Raw genomic sequence first — 17,927 nt, forward strand, 5'->3', positions numbered from 1 at the left:
GGATCGATAAAATGGCGACGACACTAACCCGGAGCTTGAAAGCCATTCTGGCCGCCGTAGCGATTGGCGGCGGCATCCTGGCCGGCGCATCTTCGGCTGAGGCCGCGCGCGCCGATGTCGTCCTCGGCGTTCGCCTGGAGCCGCCGCATCTCGATCCCACGGCAGGTGCCGCTGCGGCGATCGACGAGGTCGTCTTCATCAACCTTTTCGAGGGCCTGACCCAGGTGGACCGCGACGGCACGGTCAAACCGGCGCTTGCCGAAAGCTGGGAAATCTCGGACGACGGAAAGGTCTACACATTCAAGCTGCATAAGGGCGTGAAGTTTCACGACGGCACGGATTTTGACGCGCAGGATGTCGTCTTCTCGCTCGACCGCGCGCGCGGCGAGGATTCCGTGAATGCGCAGAAGGCGAAGTTCGAGGTGATCGAAAACGTCGAGGCGGTCGACCCGTTGACCGTGCGCATCACGCTGAAGCGCCCTGCCGGCGATTTTCTCTTCACGCTCGGCACCGGCGATGCGGTCATCGTCGCGCCGGAAACCGCTGAAACCAACAAGTCGCAGCCGGTCGGCACGGGCCCGTTCAGGTTCTCCCGCTGGGCCAAGGGAGACAGCATCGATCTGGTCAAAAACCCGGAATACTGGGGCGAGCCTGCCAGGCTTCAGAAAGCCACGATCAAGATCATTGGCGATGCCGCCGCCGCTCTCGCAGCCCTCATGGCCGGCGATGTCGACGGTTTCCCGATCTACCCCGCACCTGAAAACCTGCCCCAGTTCGAGGCCGATCCGCGTTTCAGCGTGGTCATCGGATCGACCGAAGGCGAAACCATCCTCGCCACCAACAACGCCAGAAAGCCGTTCGACGATCTTCGCGTGCGCCGTGCCATTGCCTACGCGATAGACCGGCGGGCGATCATCGATGGCGCGATGTTCGGCTTCGGCACGCCGATCGGTTCGCATTTCGCTCCTCACCACCCCGCCTATGTCGATTTGACGGGTCTGTCTCCACACGATCCGCAGCGCGCGAAGGAATTGCTTGCCGAGGCCGGATATCCAAACGGATTCAAGGCGACGCTGAAGCTGCCGCCGCCTTCCTACGCCCGCCGTGGCGGCGAAATCCTGGTCTCCGATCTCAAGAAGGTCGGCATAGAGCTTGAGATCATCCCGCTCGAATGGGCGCAGTGGCTGGAGCAGGTGTTTAGGGGCAAGGATTACGACCTGACGATCGTCTCGCACACCGAAGCGCTCGATATCGATATCTACGCGCGCGACGGCTATTACTTCAACTACGACAACCCGGAGTTCGACGCTCTCATCGGTGAGCTCAACGCCACCACCGATACGGTCAAGCGTTACGAGCTCATGCGACAGGCGCAGAAGATGATTGCCGACGATGCGGTCAACGGCTTCCTCTTCCAGCTTGCCAAGACGGGTGTGTGGAACTCCAAGCTCAAGGGGCTTTGGGAAAACGCGCCCGTGCAGGCGAACGACCTGACCGAAGTCTACTGGGAAGAATAGCCGCCGAAACCGGGCTACGCGTCAGGCAAGCACGACGACCTTGGCATCCAGCGGCACGCGGTCGTAAAGGTCGATGATATCCTGCTGCCAGAGGCGTATACACCCGCTTGAGGCGTTGGTGCCTATGCTTTCGGGCTGGTTCGTGCCGTGGATGCGGTAAAGCGTATCCTTGTTGCCTTGCCAGAGGTAAAGGCCGCGCGCTCCGATCGGGTTGGCGGGGCTGCCGTCCATGCCGTCGTCGTATTTGGCAAGCTCCGGCTGGCGCGCGATCATCTCGTCGGGCGGGAACCACTTTGGCCACACCCGCTTGTAGCCGACGCGCGCTTCGCCCGACCATGCGAAACCTTCGCGCCCCACACCGATACCATAGCGGATCGCTTGTCCGCCCGGTTCGATGAGGTAGAGAAACTTCGACCTCGGATCGACCACGATCGTGCCGGGCTCGTATTGCGTGGGATAGCTCACGTATTGCCGAAGGTATACCGGGTCGAAATTCTGGTACTGGATCGCCGGCAGCAGAAAACCGTTGTCGTTTATCGGCGCATAGGCAGAGGCATAGTTGAACCCGCCGTATGTGACGTCGCCGCCACCGCCGAAAAACTGCGGCGGCGCGAGACTGGCGATCGACGTGGACGGCCGCTGCGACTGGCAGGCGGCGAGAGCGAAGGGCAGGCCGATCACGAAACCGCGCCTTGTGAGCGCGCCGGTGCGCTTTTTCTCGGAACCGGATTTATACGAAGTACTGGACACGGCGCGGCAACCTCGCGGTCAGTTCACAGAAACTAACCCAGTGTGGTGAATTTGAAATACGCCACATTTCTGCAGCCGTCTCCGGAGCGTATTTCAAATTCGAAAACCACACTGGAAACATATATTTGCTAGGGTCTGGACCTATAAAATTGACGGAAATGGTATGAGCCGATTTGGTTGGATACGAGGAGCAAGAGCTCAGGAAACCGTCCGGTTTTCCAGATCTTGCGACAACGTAGCCGGACAAATCGGCCATATCTTCCAGACACCGAAACGGCTTTGACCTGCCGCGTCGAAGGGCTTGAACGGGTGGCCAACCCGCTCCGCGCCCTTCTCCTTGCATCTCTTTGCCGTTTCCGGTGCCATTTGCATCAATTTTATAGGTCCAGACCCTAGTCACCCTTTTGAAGCTGAAGTTCGTTCAGAGCATGCCGGGAACTGAGACGAACTTCAGCTTCGGGTGACCAGAGTATGCAGGTATTTATGCCGTTTTGTCGACGGCATGCCGCGTCACGTCCTTAATCCGGATCGGCGCCTTCTGCAGCCGTGCTGTCGGCGATCTTCGGCCTGAAGTAGCGCCCGACGATCAGCGGCGCGATGAAGCCGAGAATGGCGAACGCCCAAAGCCCGATCGCAAGGGGCGATCCGACCAGCACCGACCAGTCGCCGTCGGAGATCTGCACGGCCCGGCGCAGGCTCTTCTCCATTTCGCCGCCAAGCAGCGTCCCCAGGATCACCGGCACCAGCGGCACGTCGAGCTTGCGAAGGATGTAGCCCGCAACGCCGAAGCCGACGAGAACGACCAGGTCGAACGTCGAACCCGAGATCCCGTAGATCCCGACGAAGGAGATCATGGCGACCGCCGGCATCAGATATCGCGGCGGAATGAGGAGCACGCGAACGAACAGGCTGACGAGCGGGATATTCATCAATAGCAGCATGATGTTACCGATGAAGAGCGCCGCGATCAGGCCCCAGACCACGTCAGGGTTCTGCTGGAAAAGAAGCGGGCCGGGCGTGATGTTGAGCGCAAGCAGCATGGCAAGCAGCACGGCGGTCGTGCCGGAGCCTGGAACGCCCAGCGCCAGCATCGGCACCAGCGCGCCGCCGGCGGCCGCGTTGTTGCCGGCTTCGGGAGCCGCCACGCCGCGCGGGTCGCCGGTGCCGAAGGTGTTGTTGCGGTCGGAGACCCGCTTTTCGATAGAGTAGGAGATGAAGGATCCGAGCGAGGCGCCCGCGCCCGGCAGAACGCCGGCGAGGAAGCCCAGCACCGTCGAGCGGCTCATCGCGCCCGCGCAGGCTTTCACCATGGACATCGGGGCCGTCACGCGTCCAAGCTTCATGTCCGCGTTCGACGCTTCGCCCTGGCCGCGATGTTCCAGGAACAGGAACACTTCGGAAATCGCGAAAAGACCGACAATCGCGATCAGGAAGTCGATGCCGTCGTAAAGATGCACCTCGTTGAAGGTGAAACGCGGCACGCCCGCCATGGGGTCGACGCCGATCGTCGAAATCCCGATGCCGAGCGCCGCGGCGATCGCGGCCTTGGCCTGGTTGCGCGAAGCGATGCCGCCGAGCGTGCAGAAGGCGAGCGTGAAGAGCGCGAAATATTCCGCCGGGCCGAAAAGAAGCGCCACACTCACGAGAAGCGGCGCCAGGAATACGAGCCCCCAGGTGGCGAAGAACGCGCCCACGAAGGACGCGATGCCCGAAAGCGCCAGCGCCTCGCCTGCCTGGCCCTTTTTCGCCATCGGATATCCGTCGAGCGTCGTCATGAGCGCCGGCTCGTCACCCGGGATATTGAGCAGGATCGACGAGATGCGGCCGCCGTACATCGCGCCGTAATAGACGCTTGTCAGCAGGATCAGCGCCGGCGTCGCCGGCAGGCCGAGCGTAAAGGCGAGAGGGATCAGGATCGCCACGCCGTTGGAGGGCCCGAGGCCCGGCAGCGCGCCGATGATCGTTCCGAGGAAACAGCCGAGCAGCGCAAGCAGCAGGTTCTGGAGCGTAAGTGCGACGGTAAAGCCGTCGGCGAGCGAAAATAGCGCGTCCATCGGTCGGTCCCCTTAAAAGCCCCAGGGTCCGCGCGCCAGCGACAGACCGAGAATGAGATGGAAGATCACATAGATGCCGACGGAGATCAGCACGCCGGAAATGGCGGCCCACAGCGGTGGCGTGCCGAGGCGCCAGCCGAGAAGTGCGGCCGCTATCGCCGTTGAGATCACGAAGCCGAATTCCTCAAGCACCATCGCATAGGCGATCATCACGGCGGTGGCGAAGACGATCTCGATGACGCCGCGCATGTCCGGCCAGTCCGGCCGCTCGTCGGGAACGAAGATCGGATAGAGGCCGCCAAGGGCCAGGACCGCACCGATGATATAGGGAAAGGCGCGCGGGCCGACCGGCGTCTCGATGAAACCCAGTTCGATGGAGCTTGCGGAATATATGTAGAATCCGGCTAGCAGCAGACAGACGACCCCGAAGATCCTGTCGCTCATGGCGTGCCTCCCCCTCGCGCCCTTTCCCTGCAGCCGCCTGGGCCGGCAAGGCGCGTTCCTTCTGTCCGATAGAATGAGTTTCGGGTGCAATCACCCGTTCGCGCAAGCAAATCGTGTTGCGCGTTGCAAAACGGCCCGCGCGAGACGCACGGGCCGTTGCTTCAGGATCGGGCCTTACTTGATGAGGCCGATTTCCTTGGAAAGCGTCTCGACCTTGTTGATCTGCTCGCCCACGAAATCCTGGAATTCCTCGCCGGAAAGCGACAGCGGCATCAGGCCGTTCTGAGCCATGACCTGCTTCCATTCGTCGGAATCGTAGACGGTCTTGATCGCATCGGACCAGAAGTTATAGGCATCGTCCGACATCTTGCCGGGGGCGTAAAAGCCGCGCCAGTTGGCGCCGACCACGTCCACACCCTGCTCCTTGGCGGTGGGGAACTGGTCGAAATCGCCCGGCAGGCGATCCGGAGCCAGAACGGCGATGATCTTGATGTCGCCTGAGTCGACGAAGCCCTTCGCCTCGGAAATATCGCCGGAGAAGGCCTTCACGTGACCGCCGAGAAGCTGCGTCACCGCCTCGCCGCCGCCATCGAAGGCAACGTATTTGACCTTCTTGACGTCGATGCCGGCCGTCTGCGCGGCGATCAGCACCTTGAGGTGGTCCCAGCCGCCAACGGCGGAGCCGCCCGCGACCGGTACGGACGAAGGATCGGCCTTGATCTGGTCGAGCAGCTCGGGAAGCGTGTTGATCGGCGAATCCTTGGCGACGGCGACCACGCCGTAGTCGGCGCCGACGGTGCCGAGCCAACGCACCTGATCCATGCTGGAGCCGGGATAAGCGCCCTGCGCAAGGCGCGTTGCGGTGGCAGAGGATGCCGCCACGATCAGGTCGTTGTCGTCATTGCGCTTGTTCACGACTTCGGCGAAAGCCACGCCGCCGCCGCCGCCGGCCATGTTGACGACCTGCATCGGGTTCCCGATGACCTTGATGTCGTAGAGCGTCTTGCCGACCTGCCGGCAGGTGAAGTCCCAGCCGCCGCCCGGGTTCGCGGGCGCGATGCATTCGGTGTTGCCCGGCTCGAAGGCAAAAGCCGAGCCGGTCAGCGCAAAGGCGGCGAAAAGGGTCGCGACGGACCCTGACAGAATTTTCTTCACGATTTCCTCCCTCGGGCAGTGCGGTGCGGAGTGTTCCCGCAAGCTCTCCTGCCCATGACGATGATGACGGAGCTTGCGCTCCGCATAAAGCTCTTGTCTTCGCGGACAGGATCGTCCGCTCGACAAGAAATCACTCCACGGCCGGCGTTCTCCCGCCGCCGGTCTCGTCTTTTTATCCGCGCAAGCTGTCGCGAAGCTGTCACCCGATCCGGTTTTCGCAAGCCGTCAGTAGCAGCGGTGATAGCGCAGGCAGCCGTAGTAGTTCGGGTTGGCGTATCCCCAGTTCGCGATGCAGCGGTCGCTCCAGTATTGGCAGGCCGGAACGACGGGTTGTGCGTAGTAGCGCGGCGCATAGGCGAGCGCGGGCGCTCCCCACCAGATATAGGGATACCACCATCCACCGTAGAAATATGTGAAGCCCGGCCGCCGGTAGCGGTAGCGCGGGCCGTACCATCTTCCCCCGTGATGGTAACCGCGCCCGGCATAGTGACGTCCGCCGCCGCGGTAGTATCCGCCGCCTCCACGGTAAGACCTCCCGCCGCCACGGTAAGACCTCCCGCCGCCACGATAATAGCGCCCACCGCCGCGGTAGCCGCCACCGCCACGGTAGGCACGGCCGCCGCCCCGGCGAGATTGGATTTTCGTAACAGGCATTTCAGGCGCAACAGACGTGATTCCGCCCGCAAAGGCGGTTCCGGCGGGCATTGCGGATGTCGATAGGGTCGATCCAGGCGCCAGCAGCAGCGAGAGCGCAAGGACGCAGGTAACGTGAACCCGGCTCATGAGGCATGCCTCCTGTGCTAAAATAACAACTTAGCACAGTTCTTGGCGTTTACCCTTCGTAACTTCCCAGACTTGCAATCGGCCGATTGCACCAGTGTCAATCGTTCCAAAGCCATGCCGCGCCGCGCACGCCAGAAGAATCCCCGTGTACCGCGCGATGGATCGGAACTTCATACTGGTCGGAGAAGACAAAAGGCCGCATGGCATCCGGCAGATCGGCATAAAGCTCGTCGACGTTCGACATGCCGCCGCCGAGCACGAAAACATCCGGATCCAACAAGTTTGCCACCATCGCCATGGCGCGCGCAAGACGGCTCACATAACGCTCGTAAGTGGCCTTGGCTTCCGCTTCGCCCGCGCGCATCCGCTCGATGATTTCGCGTCCGCGAATGTCACGGCCCGTTGTTTCGCGGTAGTCCCATTCGAAGCCCGTGCCCGAACACAGCATGTCAATGGCGTTGCGGTGGCCGAGCCAGCATTCGGGGCCCGGAAACTCGTCCGCGCGCAGGAAGGGCAGCACGATGCCGCCCCATTCGCCGCCGATGCCGTTCGCACCGCGATGTGCCTTGCCATCGATGGCGATGCCCGAACCCGAACCCGTGCCGATGATGATAGCGTGCACAATGTGCTTGCCTGCGCCCGCCCCGTCTGTCGCCTCGGAAACCGCAAGGCAGTTGGCGTCGTTTTCTATCCTGACCGGACGCCCGAGCGCCGCCTCCAGATCGTGATCGAGCGCCTTCCCGTTCATCCAGGTGGAATTGGCGTTCTTGACGAGCCCGGTGGCAGGAGAGATCGAGCCCGGAATGCCGAGGCCCACCGTCCCTGCAACGCCCGTTTCGGCTTGCGCGGCCGCAACCAGTTCGACAACGGTGCGGATGCAGCCCTCATAGTCGTCGCGCGGCGTCGGCACACGCTTGCGATATGCCTCGTTTCCGGCGGCATCCAGCGCGATGACTTCCATCTTCGTGCCGCCCCAGTCGATTCCGAACCGCATTCGCTTTTTAATCTCCTCGATTGACCGGCATGTCGAACGCCGGCTGAGTTCCGTCTTCAAGCTCGCTTGCCTGTTTGCCGTAGCTTGCGAATTTCTTCAGAACCTTCGCCATTTCAGCGGCCGGCAGGAGCGCCGGCTCGCCGGCTGTCAGGGCCGAAATATACTGGTCGGCCAATGCCTCCACCTCGCCTGCCAGCCACAAAGCCTTGGCAAGCGAGGGTCCGAATGCGATCTGCCCGTGGTTCGCCAGCAGGCAGGCGCGACGCTCCCCAAGCGCGGCGACCATCTTCTGCGAAAGCTCCGCCGTCCCGAAGGTCGCATAGTCCGCGCATTCGATGACGTCGCCACCGGCCACCGCAACCATATAGTGGAACGCGGGGATCGGCCGCCTCAGGCAGGAAAGTGCCGTCGCGCGTGGGCTATGACAATGGACGACCGCGCCTGCGGCCGCGTTCGCCCGGTAGATGTCGAGGTGCATGCGCCACTCCGATGATGGCAGGAAGTCGCCCCGGTAGCCGCCTTCAAGGTCCATCGGAACGATCATGTCTTCGCTGAGCGCGTCATAGGGCACGCCCGAAGGCGTTATGAGGAAACCGTCTTGCCACTTCGCGCTGACATTGCCCGAAGTTCCCTTCGTCAGCCCCTCGCGCGGCAGGGCGCGGGCTGTCTCAATAACCTCCCGGCGAAGTGCGAGTTCCTCATTGCCCATCGGTTTCGTCATGTCTCGCCCGCCTCTTCGCCCGCACCTGTGGCTGTCTTTTCCTTTACCATCACCCCCGCCTTTCGCTCGCGCTTGGCCCGGCGCTTTATCGCCGTTTTCAGGTCGGGTGCGGCGGAAACCAGAAGCCTCGTATAGGGATGGCGCGGATGGTCGAACACCAGTGCCGTCGGCCCGTGCTCCACGATCTTTCCAGCACTCATTACCATGACCTCGTCGGTGATTGCGCGCACCACCGAAAGATCGTGCGAAATGAACAGATAGGCGAGCCCGAGCTTGTCCCTGAGATCGGCGAGAAGATCGAGGATCTGCGCGCGGATCGAAACGTCGAGCGCGGAAACCGGTTCGTCGGCGACGATCAGCCTCGGCTCGGTCACCAGCGCGCGCGCGATCGCGATCCGCTGCCTTTGGCCGCCGGAAAACTCGTGCGGATATTTCTCCATGTCCAACGGCGAAAGACCGACATTCGAAAGCGCCTGCTCCACGCGCCGCCGCTTCTCGCCTTCGTCGATTTCCCCGCGCAGCAGGAACAGCGGTTCGGCGACGACACGGCCGATCTTGTGGCGCGGGTTGAAGCTGCCGTAGGGGTCCTGGAACACCACCTGCACCGAGCGGTGCACCTCCTCCCGCTCCTTGCCCCTGACCGAGAAGGGATCGCGTCCGAGAACGGAAATGCTGCCTCCGTTGGGTTCCTCAAGCCCCAGGATCGCCCGCGCCAGCGTCGATTTTCCGCACCCCGATTCCCCGACGAGCCCCAGGCTTTGCCCCGGCAATATGTTGAAGGAAACCCGGTCGACGGCGGTAAAAACCGGTGGCTTCTTGAACAGCGAGCGGCGCGGCAGCGCGTAGTTGCGCACCAGCCCCTCAACCTTCACCAGCGGTTCCGTTCGCCGCCTCGCGATGCTGAGTACGGGCCTCACCCGTTTTTGCGGCACGTGGTTCGACGCTTCGAAAAGCGAGCGCGAATAGGGGTGACTGAGGTTTTCGAAAAGGCTTCCCGTCGGCCCGGACTCCACGATCTCGCCGTCCTTCATGATCGCCACCCTGTCGGCCATGTCGGCGACGACGGCAAGGTCGTGGCTGATAAGGAGCAGCGACATGTCGTCCTTTTTCACGATCTCCTTGATGAGCGCCAGGATCTGCGCCTGGATCGTGACGTCGAGCGCCGTCGTCGGTTCGTCGGCGATCAGGAGCCTCGGCTTGCAGGCAATCGCCATGGCGATCACAACGCGCTGGCGCTGCCCGCCGGAAAGCTGGTGCGGATAGCGTTCCAGCGGAAAGCGCGAAACGGGAAGGCCGACGCGCTCCATGAGTTCGCCCGCCCGGTCTAGCGCCTCACGCCTGGAAATGCGGAAATGCCAGATCAGGCTTTCGGATATCTGCGCGCCTATGGTCTTGACGGGGTTGAGCGCCGTCATCGGCTCCTGGAACACCATGCCGATGCGCCGTCCGCGCATGCGGCAAAGCTCCCTTTCCGGCATCTGGAGAACGTCTTTCTTGCGAAAGCGGATCTCCCCGCTCGCTTCGGCGCCATGCGGCAGAAGCTGCATCATCGCGAGCGCCGTCATAGACTTGCCGGAGCCGCTTTCGCCGACGAGGCCGAGCGTTTCGCCCCGCGAGATCCTGAATGAAACGCCCTTCAGGATCGGCTTGTCATGGATGGCGAGATTGAGCCTGTTCACGGCGATCAGCGGCATTATCCGACCCTTCGTTTCAGTTTCGGGTCGAGGATGTCGCGCAGGCCGTCGCCGAGAAGGTTCAGCCCCATCACAGTTGCGACGATGGCGAGGCCCGGATAGAGCGCAAGCTGCGGCGCGAAGGCCATCATCGTCTGGGCTTCGTTCAGCATCCGCCCCCATGTGGCGACCGGCGGCTGCGCGCCGAGGCCGACATAGGAAAGCCCCGCTTCGGCAAGGATGCCGAGCGAGAACTGGATCGTCCCCTGCACGATCAGCAGGTTGGCGATATTGGGCAGGATGTGTTCGGCGATGATCCGCACCCGTCCCTTGCCGGCGACCTGGGCGGCCATCACGAATTCGCGCGACTTGTAGGCAAGCGCCCCGCCGCGCGCCACGCGGGCGAAGACCGGAATGTTGAAAATGCCGATTGCGACAATCGCATTGACCGCGCCGGGCCCGAAGATCGCCGTAATCATCACCGCCGAAAGAAGGGCCGGAAACGCGAAGACGAGGTCGTTGAAGCGCATTATGCCCTCGTCGATCCATCCCCCGCGCGCCGCGCCCAGAAGACCCAGCGGCACGCCGATCACGATGCCGATGCCGACCGCGACGAGCGCAACCGCGATCGACGTTCGCGCGCCGATCATCAGCATGGAGAGGATGTCGCGCCCATAGTGGTCGGTGCCGAGCAGATGGTCGGCGGACGGGCCTTTCAGCTTGTCGGCGACGGAAAGCTGATCGATCGGATAAGGCGTCCAGACGAGCGACAGGATTGCCGCAAGGAGCACGAGCGCCGTGATCGCCGCGCCCACCGCGAAGGATCGGTTCTCGCGCATCGCCCTGGCGACGCTTGCGGGCGTTATCGCCGCCATCAGCGTCTCCTCAAGCGCGGGTCGACCGCCGCATAGGCGATATCGACGAGGAAGGTGACGATGACGACGGACGCGACCAGCAGCACGACCACGCTCTTGACCACGATCAGATCTCGCTGCGTGATCGCCTGGAAGACGAGGCGTCCGATGCCCGGCAGATAGAAGACGTTCTCGATGATGATCGTGCCGGCGATGAGGAAGGAAAACTGCAAGCCCAGGATCGTCAGAACCGGTATCAGCGCGTTTCGCACGGCATGCCGCCAAAGCGCGGCGTGCCGCGTCAGCCCCTTGGCGCGGGCGGTGCGGATATAGTCTTCGTGCAGCGTGTCGACGAGCGCGGATCTCAGCACCCGCGCAAGGATGGATGCCTGCGGCAGGGCGAGCGCCACCGCCGGCAGGATCAGTGCCTGAAACGCCGCGCCCGCGCCTGCGCTCCAGCCCGGAAACCCGCCCGAGGGAACGAGCCGCAACGCAACGGCGAAGACATAGACGAGCAGGATCGCGAACCAGAAGTTCGGCACGGCGATTCCCACCTGCGTCAGCGCCATGATGCTCGTATCCGCCGCCCTGCCCCGATTGCGCGCGGCGACTACGGCAACGGGAAAGGCTATGACCACTGACAGCAAAAGCGCCATCAGCGCCAGCGGCAATGTGACGGCAAGCCGCTCGCCCACGAGTTCGGACACCGGCACGGAATAGGTGTAGCTCGTGCCAAGATCGCCGGTGATCATCCCCGCAAGCCAGGTGAAGTACCGGCTCAGGGCTGGCTGGTCGAGGCCGAGCTGGCGGTGCAGGGCGGCAATCGTATCTTCGCGCGCCTCCACGCCCAGCATGAGCGCGGCGGGGTCGCCCGGAAGCACTTCCAGCACGACAAACACCACCGCCGTCGCGACGGCGAGAGTGGCGAACAGGCTGAGTGAGCGCTTGAGGACATAGGCCAGCATGAGGCGAGCGTAGAAGCCTCGACGTCGCTCCGCAACGGATAGTCGATATTACGTATCGACTATCCGCAAGGATTCGCGCTCAGATGGTCATCCATCGAAAGGGCTGACGCATGATCTTGAATGTGCTGACGATTTTCGGCGGCGTCGGCCTTTTTCTCGTCGGCATGACGATGATGACGGACGGGCTTCGCCGGCTTGCCGGCATCGCCTTGCGCAACGTTCTTGCCCGCTACACGAAAAGCCCGGCGTCGGGTGCGGTCACCGGCGCCGTCACCACCGCGATCCTGCAGTCCTCCAGCGCGACCACCGTGACGGTCGTCGGCTTCGTCGGCGCTGGCCTTCTCACCTTCCCGCAGGCGCTCGGCGTCATTTTCGGGGCGAACATCGGCACCACGATCACCGGTTGGCTCGTCGCGCTCATCGGCTTCAAGCTGAAGATCGGCCTGCTCGCGCTCCCCCTGGTCTTCGTCGGTGCGCTGATGCGTTTCCTCGCCCGCGGCAAAGCGTGCCATGCCGGCTGGGCACTTGCCGGCTTCGGGCTCCTCTTCGTCGGCATAGACACCATGCAGCAGGCGATGTCCGCCTATGAAGGCATGGCCACGCCCTCGGATTTTCCGCCCGATACGGTTTTGGGCCGTCTGGAGCTCGTGCTTCTCGGTGTGGTCATCACCATGATCACCCAATCGTCGAGCGCGGGCGTCGCCACGGCTCTCGTGGCGCTCAGCGCCGGGGCGATTTCGCTTCCGCAGGCGGCTGCGATGGTCATCGGCATGAACGTCGGCACGACCTTCACCGCAGCCCTTGCCACTGTCGGCGGATCGGCCGCCATGCGCCAGACCGCCTTCGCCCATATCGTCTACAACGTGGTGACCGGCGTCATCGCCTATTTCCTGCTGCCGGTTTACGCCTCGCTCGCCAGCACGCTTCAGGGGGGTGAAATCGGCGACGGCCAGATCACCCTTGTGGCCTTCCACACGCTGTTCAACTGTCTTGGCCTGTTGCTGGCGCTGCCCCTTGCCAGGCCCTTCGCCCGGCTGGTGCAGAGGCTCGTGCCGGACCATCATCCCCCGCTCGTCACGCATCTGGACAGGCGCCTTTTGAGCGAGCCCCAGGCGGCGGTCGACGCTGCTTCGGCAACCGCGCGCGACATCTCCCGCGCGGTTCTGGAGCTGCTGGAGCGCACGCTCGACCCCAAGCGCATGGCAACGCCCGATCAGGAGAGCCTTCGCATCATCGACGATGCGGTCCAGACGACGCGCGGCTACATCGAACAGATAAGAACCGGCGACGATATCCAGGCCCCCCACCGCCGTCATATCGATTGCATGCACGCGCTCGATCATCTCGGGCGCATGACGAACCGGCTCACGCAGACCGAACGAATTCGCACACTCAGGAAGGATTCCAGGCTTCGCCGCCTTGCCGGCCTTCTGTGCGGCTATACCCGCATTCTGGAAACGTCCGACAGCGATGAAGAACTGGAAACGCGCCTTGCCAATCTGGACGATCTCTTCGTCCGCCAGAATCGCCTTTTTCGCGAAAGGCTCTTCAATTCGGCGGCTCACCGCAAGGTCGAAGCGGATGAAGCCATTCTGCGGCTTGATGCCATGCGCTGGCTGTCGCGCATGGCGCATCACCTGCACCGGTTGACGGTTCATCTCGACAGGGCGCTTGCCGCTCCGCCTGTGGAAAACGCGGCACCCGAGCCTTCACCTGAACCCTAGGTCACGGCCCCTCCCACACGCCTTCTTCCGTCGCGATCTTTTTCAGAAGCGTTGGCCGGTCGGTGATAAGGCCGTTGACGCCGTCGCGGATCAGCCGGCGCATCTCGTCTTCCTCGTCGATGGTCCAGACATGCACGGCGATCCCGCGCGCATTGCAATATTTGACGAAGCGGCGCGTGGGAAGCGTGATCGGGCCGTATTTCACCGGCACCTGCGCGCAGAGCGCTTCGACTTCGCGGCCCGCAATCCCCCACGACCCGAATTTCAGAATGCGCACGTCCCTCGGTCCCGCGCCGGAACACACCGCGTCGCCGAAATGCCGGCGCACGGCATCGAGCCGTTGGTCGGAAAACGAGGCAAGGCACACCCGGTCGAGGCAGTTCATCTTCTCCATCAGGTCGAGCGTCGGTTGAAGCGCGTGGTCGGTCTTTATGTCGATGTTGAACCGCATCTCCGGAAAATCGATGAGCGCCTCTTCCAGCGTCATCATCGGCTCGGTTCCGCCGATCTTCGCCTGCAGCAAATCCGATATCGGCAGGTCGGAGACGGTGCCCTCGCCGTCCGTCAGATCGTCGAGGTGGTCGTCGTGGAAGACGACAAGCACCCCGTCTCTGCTCGCCTGCACGTCGATCTCGATGAAACGGTAGCCGAGCGCCCTTGCCGCCTCGAAAGCCTTGCGGCTGTTTTCCGGCTGCTCCAGCCCACCGCCGCGGTGGGCGAAACAGGCGAATTTCGTGTCGGCGAGGTATGGGTGGCGGAAATGCATGCGGGCGGGTCTCTTCGGAATTTTCTCGCCTGCAACCTACTTCTCCAACCCCAAGCTGTCATTCCCGCTTTGGTAATCATACGCGTCCGGCTCGATGTCCAGGCGCGCATCTTCTCCCTCACGTTGCCGGTCTTGGCTCGCGCCAATCCGTTTCAATCCTTGTCTTCGCGCAACACTATCTGTTTGATTGAAAGTTTCGAATTGTATCCAGTCGGCGGTTCGGGGCGATTTCCCTCTCCCTTGAAGGGAGAGGGTGAGGGTGAGGGTGAATTGGCAACTTGAGACAATTCGTCGGAATCCGTTGCCCGCACCATCCCGCATTCCGCAGCTGCCTCCAAGGTTGCAACGAACCGCCAAAGACCTTATAAACCCAACGATCCGGGCGTCCGCCGCCCGGCACGACAGGTTTCGGCCTGGCCTTGCTCGCCTTCACGGACTTTCTCCCGTGACCACGCCTTTCGCGCAAGTCGCCAGCCGGCAGAAGCGATTGAACGATATCGCATCTGTTCTTGCTCGTTAGCCGAACTCTTCGGTTTTGGATCGCGCCTTTTTCGCGAAAGGGCTGTGATTCGCCGAATATGCCGCCTGCGGCGCATGCCGCGCAAACTGCGAACCCGGGAAAGGAGACTAGTCCTGCAAGTTCTCGTCCGTGACAACAATGTCGACCAGGCCCTCAAGGTCCTGAAGAAAAAGCTCCAGCGCGAAGGCCTTTATCGCGAGATGAAGCGTCGCCGCTCCTATGAAAAGCCGTCCGAGATCCGCGCCCGCAAGAAGGGTGAAGCTGTCCGCCGCGCCCGCAAGGTTGCGCGCAAGCTTGCCCAGCGCGAAGGCCTGATCGCCAAGACCGGCCGCCGCTGAGCGCGGCCTGTTGGCTGAAAGCGTCGCAAACGGCGTTGCGCTTGTTCGCCCCTTGGGGTAATCAGGCGCTTATGAAAAAGACGATGATCAAGATCGGTAACTGGTGGTGGCGTCCCTGAAACGGGCGGCCATGATCTTGCGATCTTTGTCTAGTCAAGGTTCGAAAGGCCGCCGCGGGACCCCGCAGGCGGCTTTTTCGTATGCGAAACCGGCCGGATGCGGGCATCAGGGGCGAGTTTGAGGGAGTGAGACATGCCGCTTTCGGCCGAGCAGACATTCGAAACCAGGGGCGGGGTCACCGTCATCCGCTCCAGCCGCCCCGCCGATCACGATGCGGGAACGTCGGCCTGGATGGACCGGCTGGACGCGGAGCGCGGAGCGGTCTTCTCCTCGTCCTACGAATATCCCGGCCGCTACACCCGCTGGGACATGGCCATCGTCAACCCGCCGCTGGTGCTTGAGGCCAAGGCGCGCGACGTGACGGTCCGCGCGCTCAACGAGCGTGGCCGCGTCCTGCTGCCCGCCATCAGACGCGTTTTCGAGAGCCATCCCGACATCACGCGTTTTTCCGCCGATGGCGACACGGTTTCCCTGACGATTCGCACGCCGGACAAGCCCTTTGCCGAGGAAGAGCGTTCGCGCCAGCCCTCTTCCTTCACCGCCGTTCGCGCGCTGATCGACCATTTTTATTCCGACGATGACCAGCTCGGCCTTTATGGCGCCTTTGGCTACGATCTCGCCTTCCAGTTCGAGCCGATCGAACAGAAGCTTCCCCGCCCCGACGATCAGCGCGACATTGTGCTCTACCTGCCTGACGAGATCCTCATCGTCGACCACTACGGGCGAAAGGCCCATGTGATCGAATATGACTTTGAGGTCGACGGAAAATCGACGCGAGGGCTGCCGCGCGAGGGTGAAAAGCACCATTACCAGCCGGCCAACGAGGATCCGGGCCGCGGCGACCACGAACCTGGCGAATATGCCGGTCTCGTTCGCAAGGCAATGGATTATTTCCGCCGTGGCGACCTGTTCGAAACAGTTCCCGGCCAGACCTTCTACGAGCGCTGCCCCAATCCGCCGTCCGCCGTCTCCCGCCGCCTGCAGGAGATCAACCCCAGCCCCTACGGCTTTTTCATCAACCTTGGGGGTGGCGAATATCTCGTCGGCGCGAGCCCGGAAATGTACGTTCGCGTCACCGGCGGGCGGCGTATCGAGACCTGCCCGATTTCGGGCACCATCCGGCGCGGGCGAAACGCGATAGAGGATGAGGCGCAGATCAGGAAGCTGCTGAATTCCGCGAAGGACGAGGCGGAGCTTACCATGTGCTCCGATGTTGACCGCAACGACAAGAGCCGCATCTGCGAGCCGGGCTCGGTGCGCGTTATCGGGCGCCGGCAGATCGAGATGTATTCGCGCCTCATCCACACGGTGGACCATATCGAGGGCACGCTGCGCGAGGGCATGGACGCGCTTGACGCTTTCCTGTCGCACGCCTGGGCGGTCACGGTCACCGGTGCGCCGAAACGCTGGGCCATGCAGTTCATCGAGGACAACGAGAAAAGCTCCCGCGCCTGGTACGGCGGCGCAATCGGCGCGATGCTTTTCAATGGCGACATGAACACCGGCCTCACCCTTCGCACGGTCCGCATCAAGGACGGCGTCGCCCAGATCCGGGCGGGCGCGACCCTTCTGTTCGACAGCGTTCCGGAGGATGAGGAAGCCGAGACGGAGCTGAAGGCGGAAGCCATGCGCGCCGCCGTGCGCGAGGCCGGTCTCGCCCGTCAGGCGGAGGAGGCGAAGGCCGAACCGCTTCCCGGCGAAGGGCTGAAGATCCTTCTGATCGACCATGAAGACAGCTTCGTCCACACGCTCGCCAATTACTTCCGCCAGACGGGGGCCGACGTCGTCACTTATCGCACGCCCGTCGCCGACAGCGTGTTCGAGGACGTCAAGCCAGATCTCGTGGTGCTTTCGCCCGGACCCGGCTCGCCGAAGGATTTCGATTGCGCGGCCACCATAGGCCGGGCCCGCGCGCGGGCATTGCCGATCTTCGGCGTATGCCTCGGGCTACAGGCGCTGGCGGAAAGCTTCGGCGCGAAGCTCGGCCAGCTCGACGTGCCGATGCACGGCAAACCGTCGTCGATTGGCTTCGAAGGCGATTCCATGCTGTTCGAAGGTCTCGCCTCGCCTGTCGTCGTCGGGCGTTATCACTCGCTCTTTGCAGAACCGGCGACGCTGACAGGCGATTTCCGCGTGACCTCGCGCACCGACGACGGCGTCATCATGGCGTTCGAGCATTCATCGGAGCCGATTGCGGCGGTCCAGTTCCATCCGGAATCGATCATGTCGCTCGATCAGGAAGCCGGCCACCGCATCATCCGCAACGTCATCACGAAGCTGGTGAAAAAGCGGGAGAAGGCAGAGGTTTGATCGACCCAGCGTTCTCGCCCAACTATCTGCATTCAAATACGTTTCTGGTTTGTCCCGAACGATTGCCGCACGCGGAACCCCTCTCCCTTGAAGGGAGAGGGTGGACCGAATCCAAAATCAGGCCGCATTTAAAAAAACACCTCTCCCCTGGCGGGAGAGGTTGGGGCGAGACGCCCCCGGGGGGGGGGAAGGCTACTTCCTCTTCCCCCCTTCCCCCTCCCGGTGGTGGCCCGTTCCCC

15 protein-coding genes are annotated in these 17,927 nt (G+C 62.9%); 4 read left to right on the plus strand and 11 right to left on the minus strand.

Going from position 1 to position 17,927, the window contains the following annotated elements; translation table 11 throughout:
- Positions 1 to 11: 11 nt before the first annotated feature.
- On the plus strand, positions 12 to 1,517 hold the full coding sequence (locus tag GR183_RS12005; protein ID WP_160775886.1) for an ABC transporter substrate-binding protein: 1,506 nt from the start codon (positions 12 to 14) through the stop codon (positions 1,515 to 1,517).
- A gap of 21 nt (positions 1,518 to 1,538) precedes the next feature.
- Here GR183_RS12005 and GR183_RS12010 read toward each other — a convergent pair whose 3' ends face one another.
- The 10 genes from GR183_RS12010 to GR183_RS12055 form a co-directional block, all read right to left on the minus strand.
- Positions 1,539 to 2,267, minus strand: a complete 729-nt coding sequence (locus tag GR183_RS12010; RefSeq protein ID WP_312846824.1) for a L,D-transpeptidase — start codon at positions 2,265 to 2,267, stop codon at positions 1,539 to 1,541.
- A 518-nt stretch (positions 2,268 to 2,785) separates the two neighbouring features.
- Positions 2,786 to 4,321, minus strand: coding sequence for a tripartite tricarboxylate transporter permease (locus GR183_RS12015; protein ID WP_160775887.1), 1,536 nt, complete (start codon positions 4,319 to 4,321; stop codon positions 2,786 to 2,788).
- 12 nt (positions 4,322 to 4,333) lie between these two features.
- Positions 4,334 to 4,765, minus strand: coding sequence for a tripartite tricarboxylate transporter TctB family protein (locus tag GR183_RS12020; protein WP_160775888.1), 432 nt, complete (start codon positions 4,763 to 4,765; stop codon positions 4,334 to 4,336).
- A 174-nt stretch (positions 4,766 to 4,939) separates the two neighbouring features.
- Positions 4,940 to 5,911, minus strand: coding sequence for a Bug family tripartite tricarboxylate transporter substrate binding protein (locus GR183_RS12025; protein ID WP_160775901.1), 972 nt, complete (start codon positions 5,909 to 5,911; stop codon positions 4,940 to 4,942).
- 234 nt (positions 5,912 to 6,145) lie between these two features.
- Complete coding sequence (locus GR183_RS12030) at positions 6,146 to 6,703, minus strand: hypothetical protein (RefSeq protein ID WP_160775889.1); 558 nt, start codon at positions 6,701 to 6,703, stop codon at positions 6,146 to 6,148.
- 97 nt (positions 6,704 to 6,800) lie between these two features.
- A complete protein-coding gene (locus GR183_RS12035) occupies positions 6,801 to 7,697 on the minus strand; it encodes an ROK family protein (protein WP_160775890.1) in 897 nt (298 codons plus the stop codon).
- Between the two features lie 7 nt (positions 7,698 to 7,704).
- Entirely contained in the window at positions 7,705 to 8,418 is a 714-nt protein-coding gene (locus tag GR183_RS12040; RefSeq protein ID WP_244313720.1) for a class II aldolase/adducin family protein, read from the minus strand.
- Positions 8,415 to 10,112, minus strand: coding sequence for an ABC transporter ATP-binding protein (locus GR183_RS12045; RefSeq protein ID WP_160775891.1), 1,698 nt, complete (start codon positions 10,110 to 10,112; stop codon positions 8,415 to 8,417). Before GR183_RS12045 ends, GR183_RS12040 begins: the two co-directional genes overlap by 4 nt.
- Complete coding sequence (locus tag GR183_RS12050; protein WP_208999838.1) at positions 10,112 to 10,966, minus strand: ABC transporter permease; 855 nt, start codon at positions 10,964 to 10,966, stop codon at positions 10,112 to 10,114. Before GR183_RS12050 ends, GR183_RS12045 begins: the two co-directional genes overlap by 1 nt.
- Positions 10,966 to 11,910 carry an ABC transporter permease gene (locus GR183_RS12055; protein ID WP_160775892.1) on the minus strand — a complete coding sequence of 315 codons (945 nt, stop codon included), beginning with the start codon at positions 11,908 to 11,910 and terminating at the stop codon, positions 10,966 to 10,968. The genes GR183_RS12050 and GR183_RS12055 overlap by 1 nt, the downstream gene beginning before the upstream one ends.
- Before the next feature lie 110 nt (positions 11,911 to 12,020).
- Here GR183_RS12055 and GR183_RS12060 point away from each other — a divergent pair, with 110 nt between their 5' ends.
- Positions 12,021 to 13,634, plus strand: coding sequence for a Na/Pi cotransporter family protein (locus GR183_RS12060; protein ID WP_160775893.1), 1,614 nt, complete (start codon positions 12,021 to 12,023; stop codon positions 13,632 to 13,634).
- Position 13,635: 1 nt separating this feature from the next.
- Here the strand turns inward: GR183_RS12060 and GR183_RS12065 are convergent, their stop codons facing one another.
- Positions 13,636 to 14,400 (minus strand): glycerophosphodiester phosphodiesterase family protein, encoded by a 765-nt coding sequence (locus GR183_RS12065; RefSeq protein ID WP_160775894.1) that lies wholly within the window; start codon positions 14,398 to 14,400, stop codon positions 13,636 to 13,638.
- A gap of 633 nt (positions 14,401 to 15,033) precedes the next feature.
- On the opposite strand from GR183_RS12065, the gene rpsU reads away from it, so the two are divergent.
- Complete coding sequence (rpsU, locus tag GR183_RS12070; RefSeq protein WP_160775904.1) at positions 15,034 to 15,258, plus strand: 30S ribosomal protein S21; 225 nt, start codon at positions 15,034 to 15,036, stop codon at positions 15,256 to 15,258.
- A gap of 252 nt (positions 15,259 to 15,510) precedes the next feature.
- Positions 15,511 to 17,688, plus strand: coding sequence for an anthranilate synthase component I (locus GR183_RS12075; RefSeq protein ID WP_160775895.1), 2,178 nt, complete (start codon positions 15,511 to 15,513; stop codon positions 17,686 to 17,688).
- Positions 17,689 to 17,927 lie beyond the last annotated feature (239 nt).

This window comes from Stappia sediminis, assembly GCF_009826895.1.
Classification (GTDB): domain Bacteria; phylum Pseudomonadota; class Alphaproteobacteria; order Rhizobiales; family Stappiaceae; genus Hongsoonwoonella; species Hongsoonwoonella sediminis.

Excerpts from the sequence above, each read along its gene's own strand:
- GR183_RS12065 (WP_160775894.1), bottom strand. The coding sequence starts at position 14,400 with ATGCATTTCCGCCACCCATACCTCGCCGACACGAAATTCGCCTGTTTC.
- GR183_RS12030 (WP_160775889.1), bottom strand. The coding sequence starts at position 6,703 with ATGAGCCGGGTTCACGTTACCTGCGTCCTTGCGCTCTCGCTGCTGCTG.
- GR183_RS12055 (WP_160775892.1), bottom strand. The coding sequence starts at position 11,910 with ATGCTGGCCTATGTCCTCAAGCGCTCACTCAGCCTGTTCGCCACTCTC.
- GR183_RS12005 (WP_160775886.1), top strand. The coding sequence starts at position 12 with ATGGCGACGACACTAACCCGGAGCTTGAAAGCCATTCTGGCCGCCGTA.
- GR183_RS12015 (WP_160775887.1), bottom strand. The coding sequence starts at position 4,321 with ATGGACGCGCTATTTTCGCTCGCCGACGGCTTTACCGTCGCACTTACG.
- GR183_RS12045 (WP_160775891.1), bottom strand. The coding sequence starts at position 10,112 with ATGCCGCTGATCGCCGTGAACAGGCTCAATCTCGCCATCCATGACAAG.
- GR183_RS12060 (WP_160775893.1), top strand. The coding sequence starts at position 12,021 with ATGATCTTGAATGTGCTGACGATTTTCGGCGGCGTCGGCCTTTTTCTC.
- GR183_RS12020 (WP_160775888.1), bottom strand. The coding sequence starts at position 4,765 with ATGAGCGACAGGATCTTCGGGGTCGTCTGTCTGCTGCTAGCCGGATTC.
- GR183_RS12040 (WP_244313720.1), bottom strand. The coding sequence starts at position 8,418 with ATGACGAAACCGATGGGCAATGAGGAACTCGCACTTCGCCGGGAGGTT.
- GR183_RS12035 (WP_160775890.1), bottom strand. The coding sequence starts at position 7,697 with ATGCGGTTCGGAATCGACTGGGGCGGCACGAAGATGGAAGTCATCGCG.
- GR183_RS12075 (WP_160775895.1), top strand. The coding sequence starts at position 15,511 with ATGCCGCTTTCGGCCGAGCAGACATTCGAAACCAGGGGCGGGGTCACC.
- GR183_RS12050 (WP_208999838.1), bottom strand. The coding sequence starts at position 10,966 with ATGGCGGCGATAACGCCCGCAAGCGTCGCCAGGGCGATGCGCGAGAAC.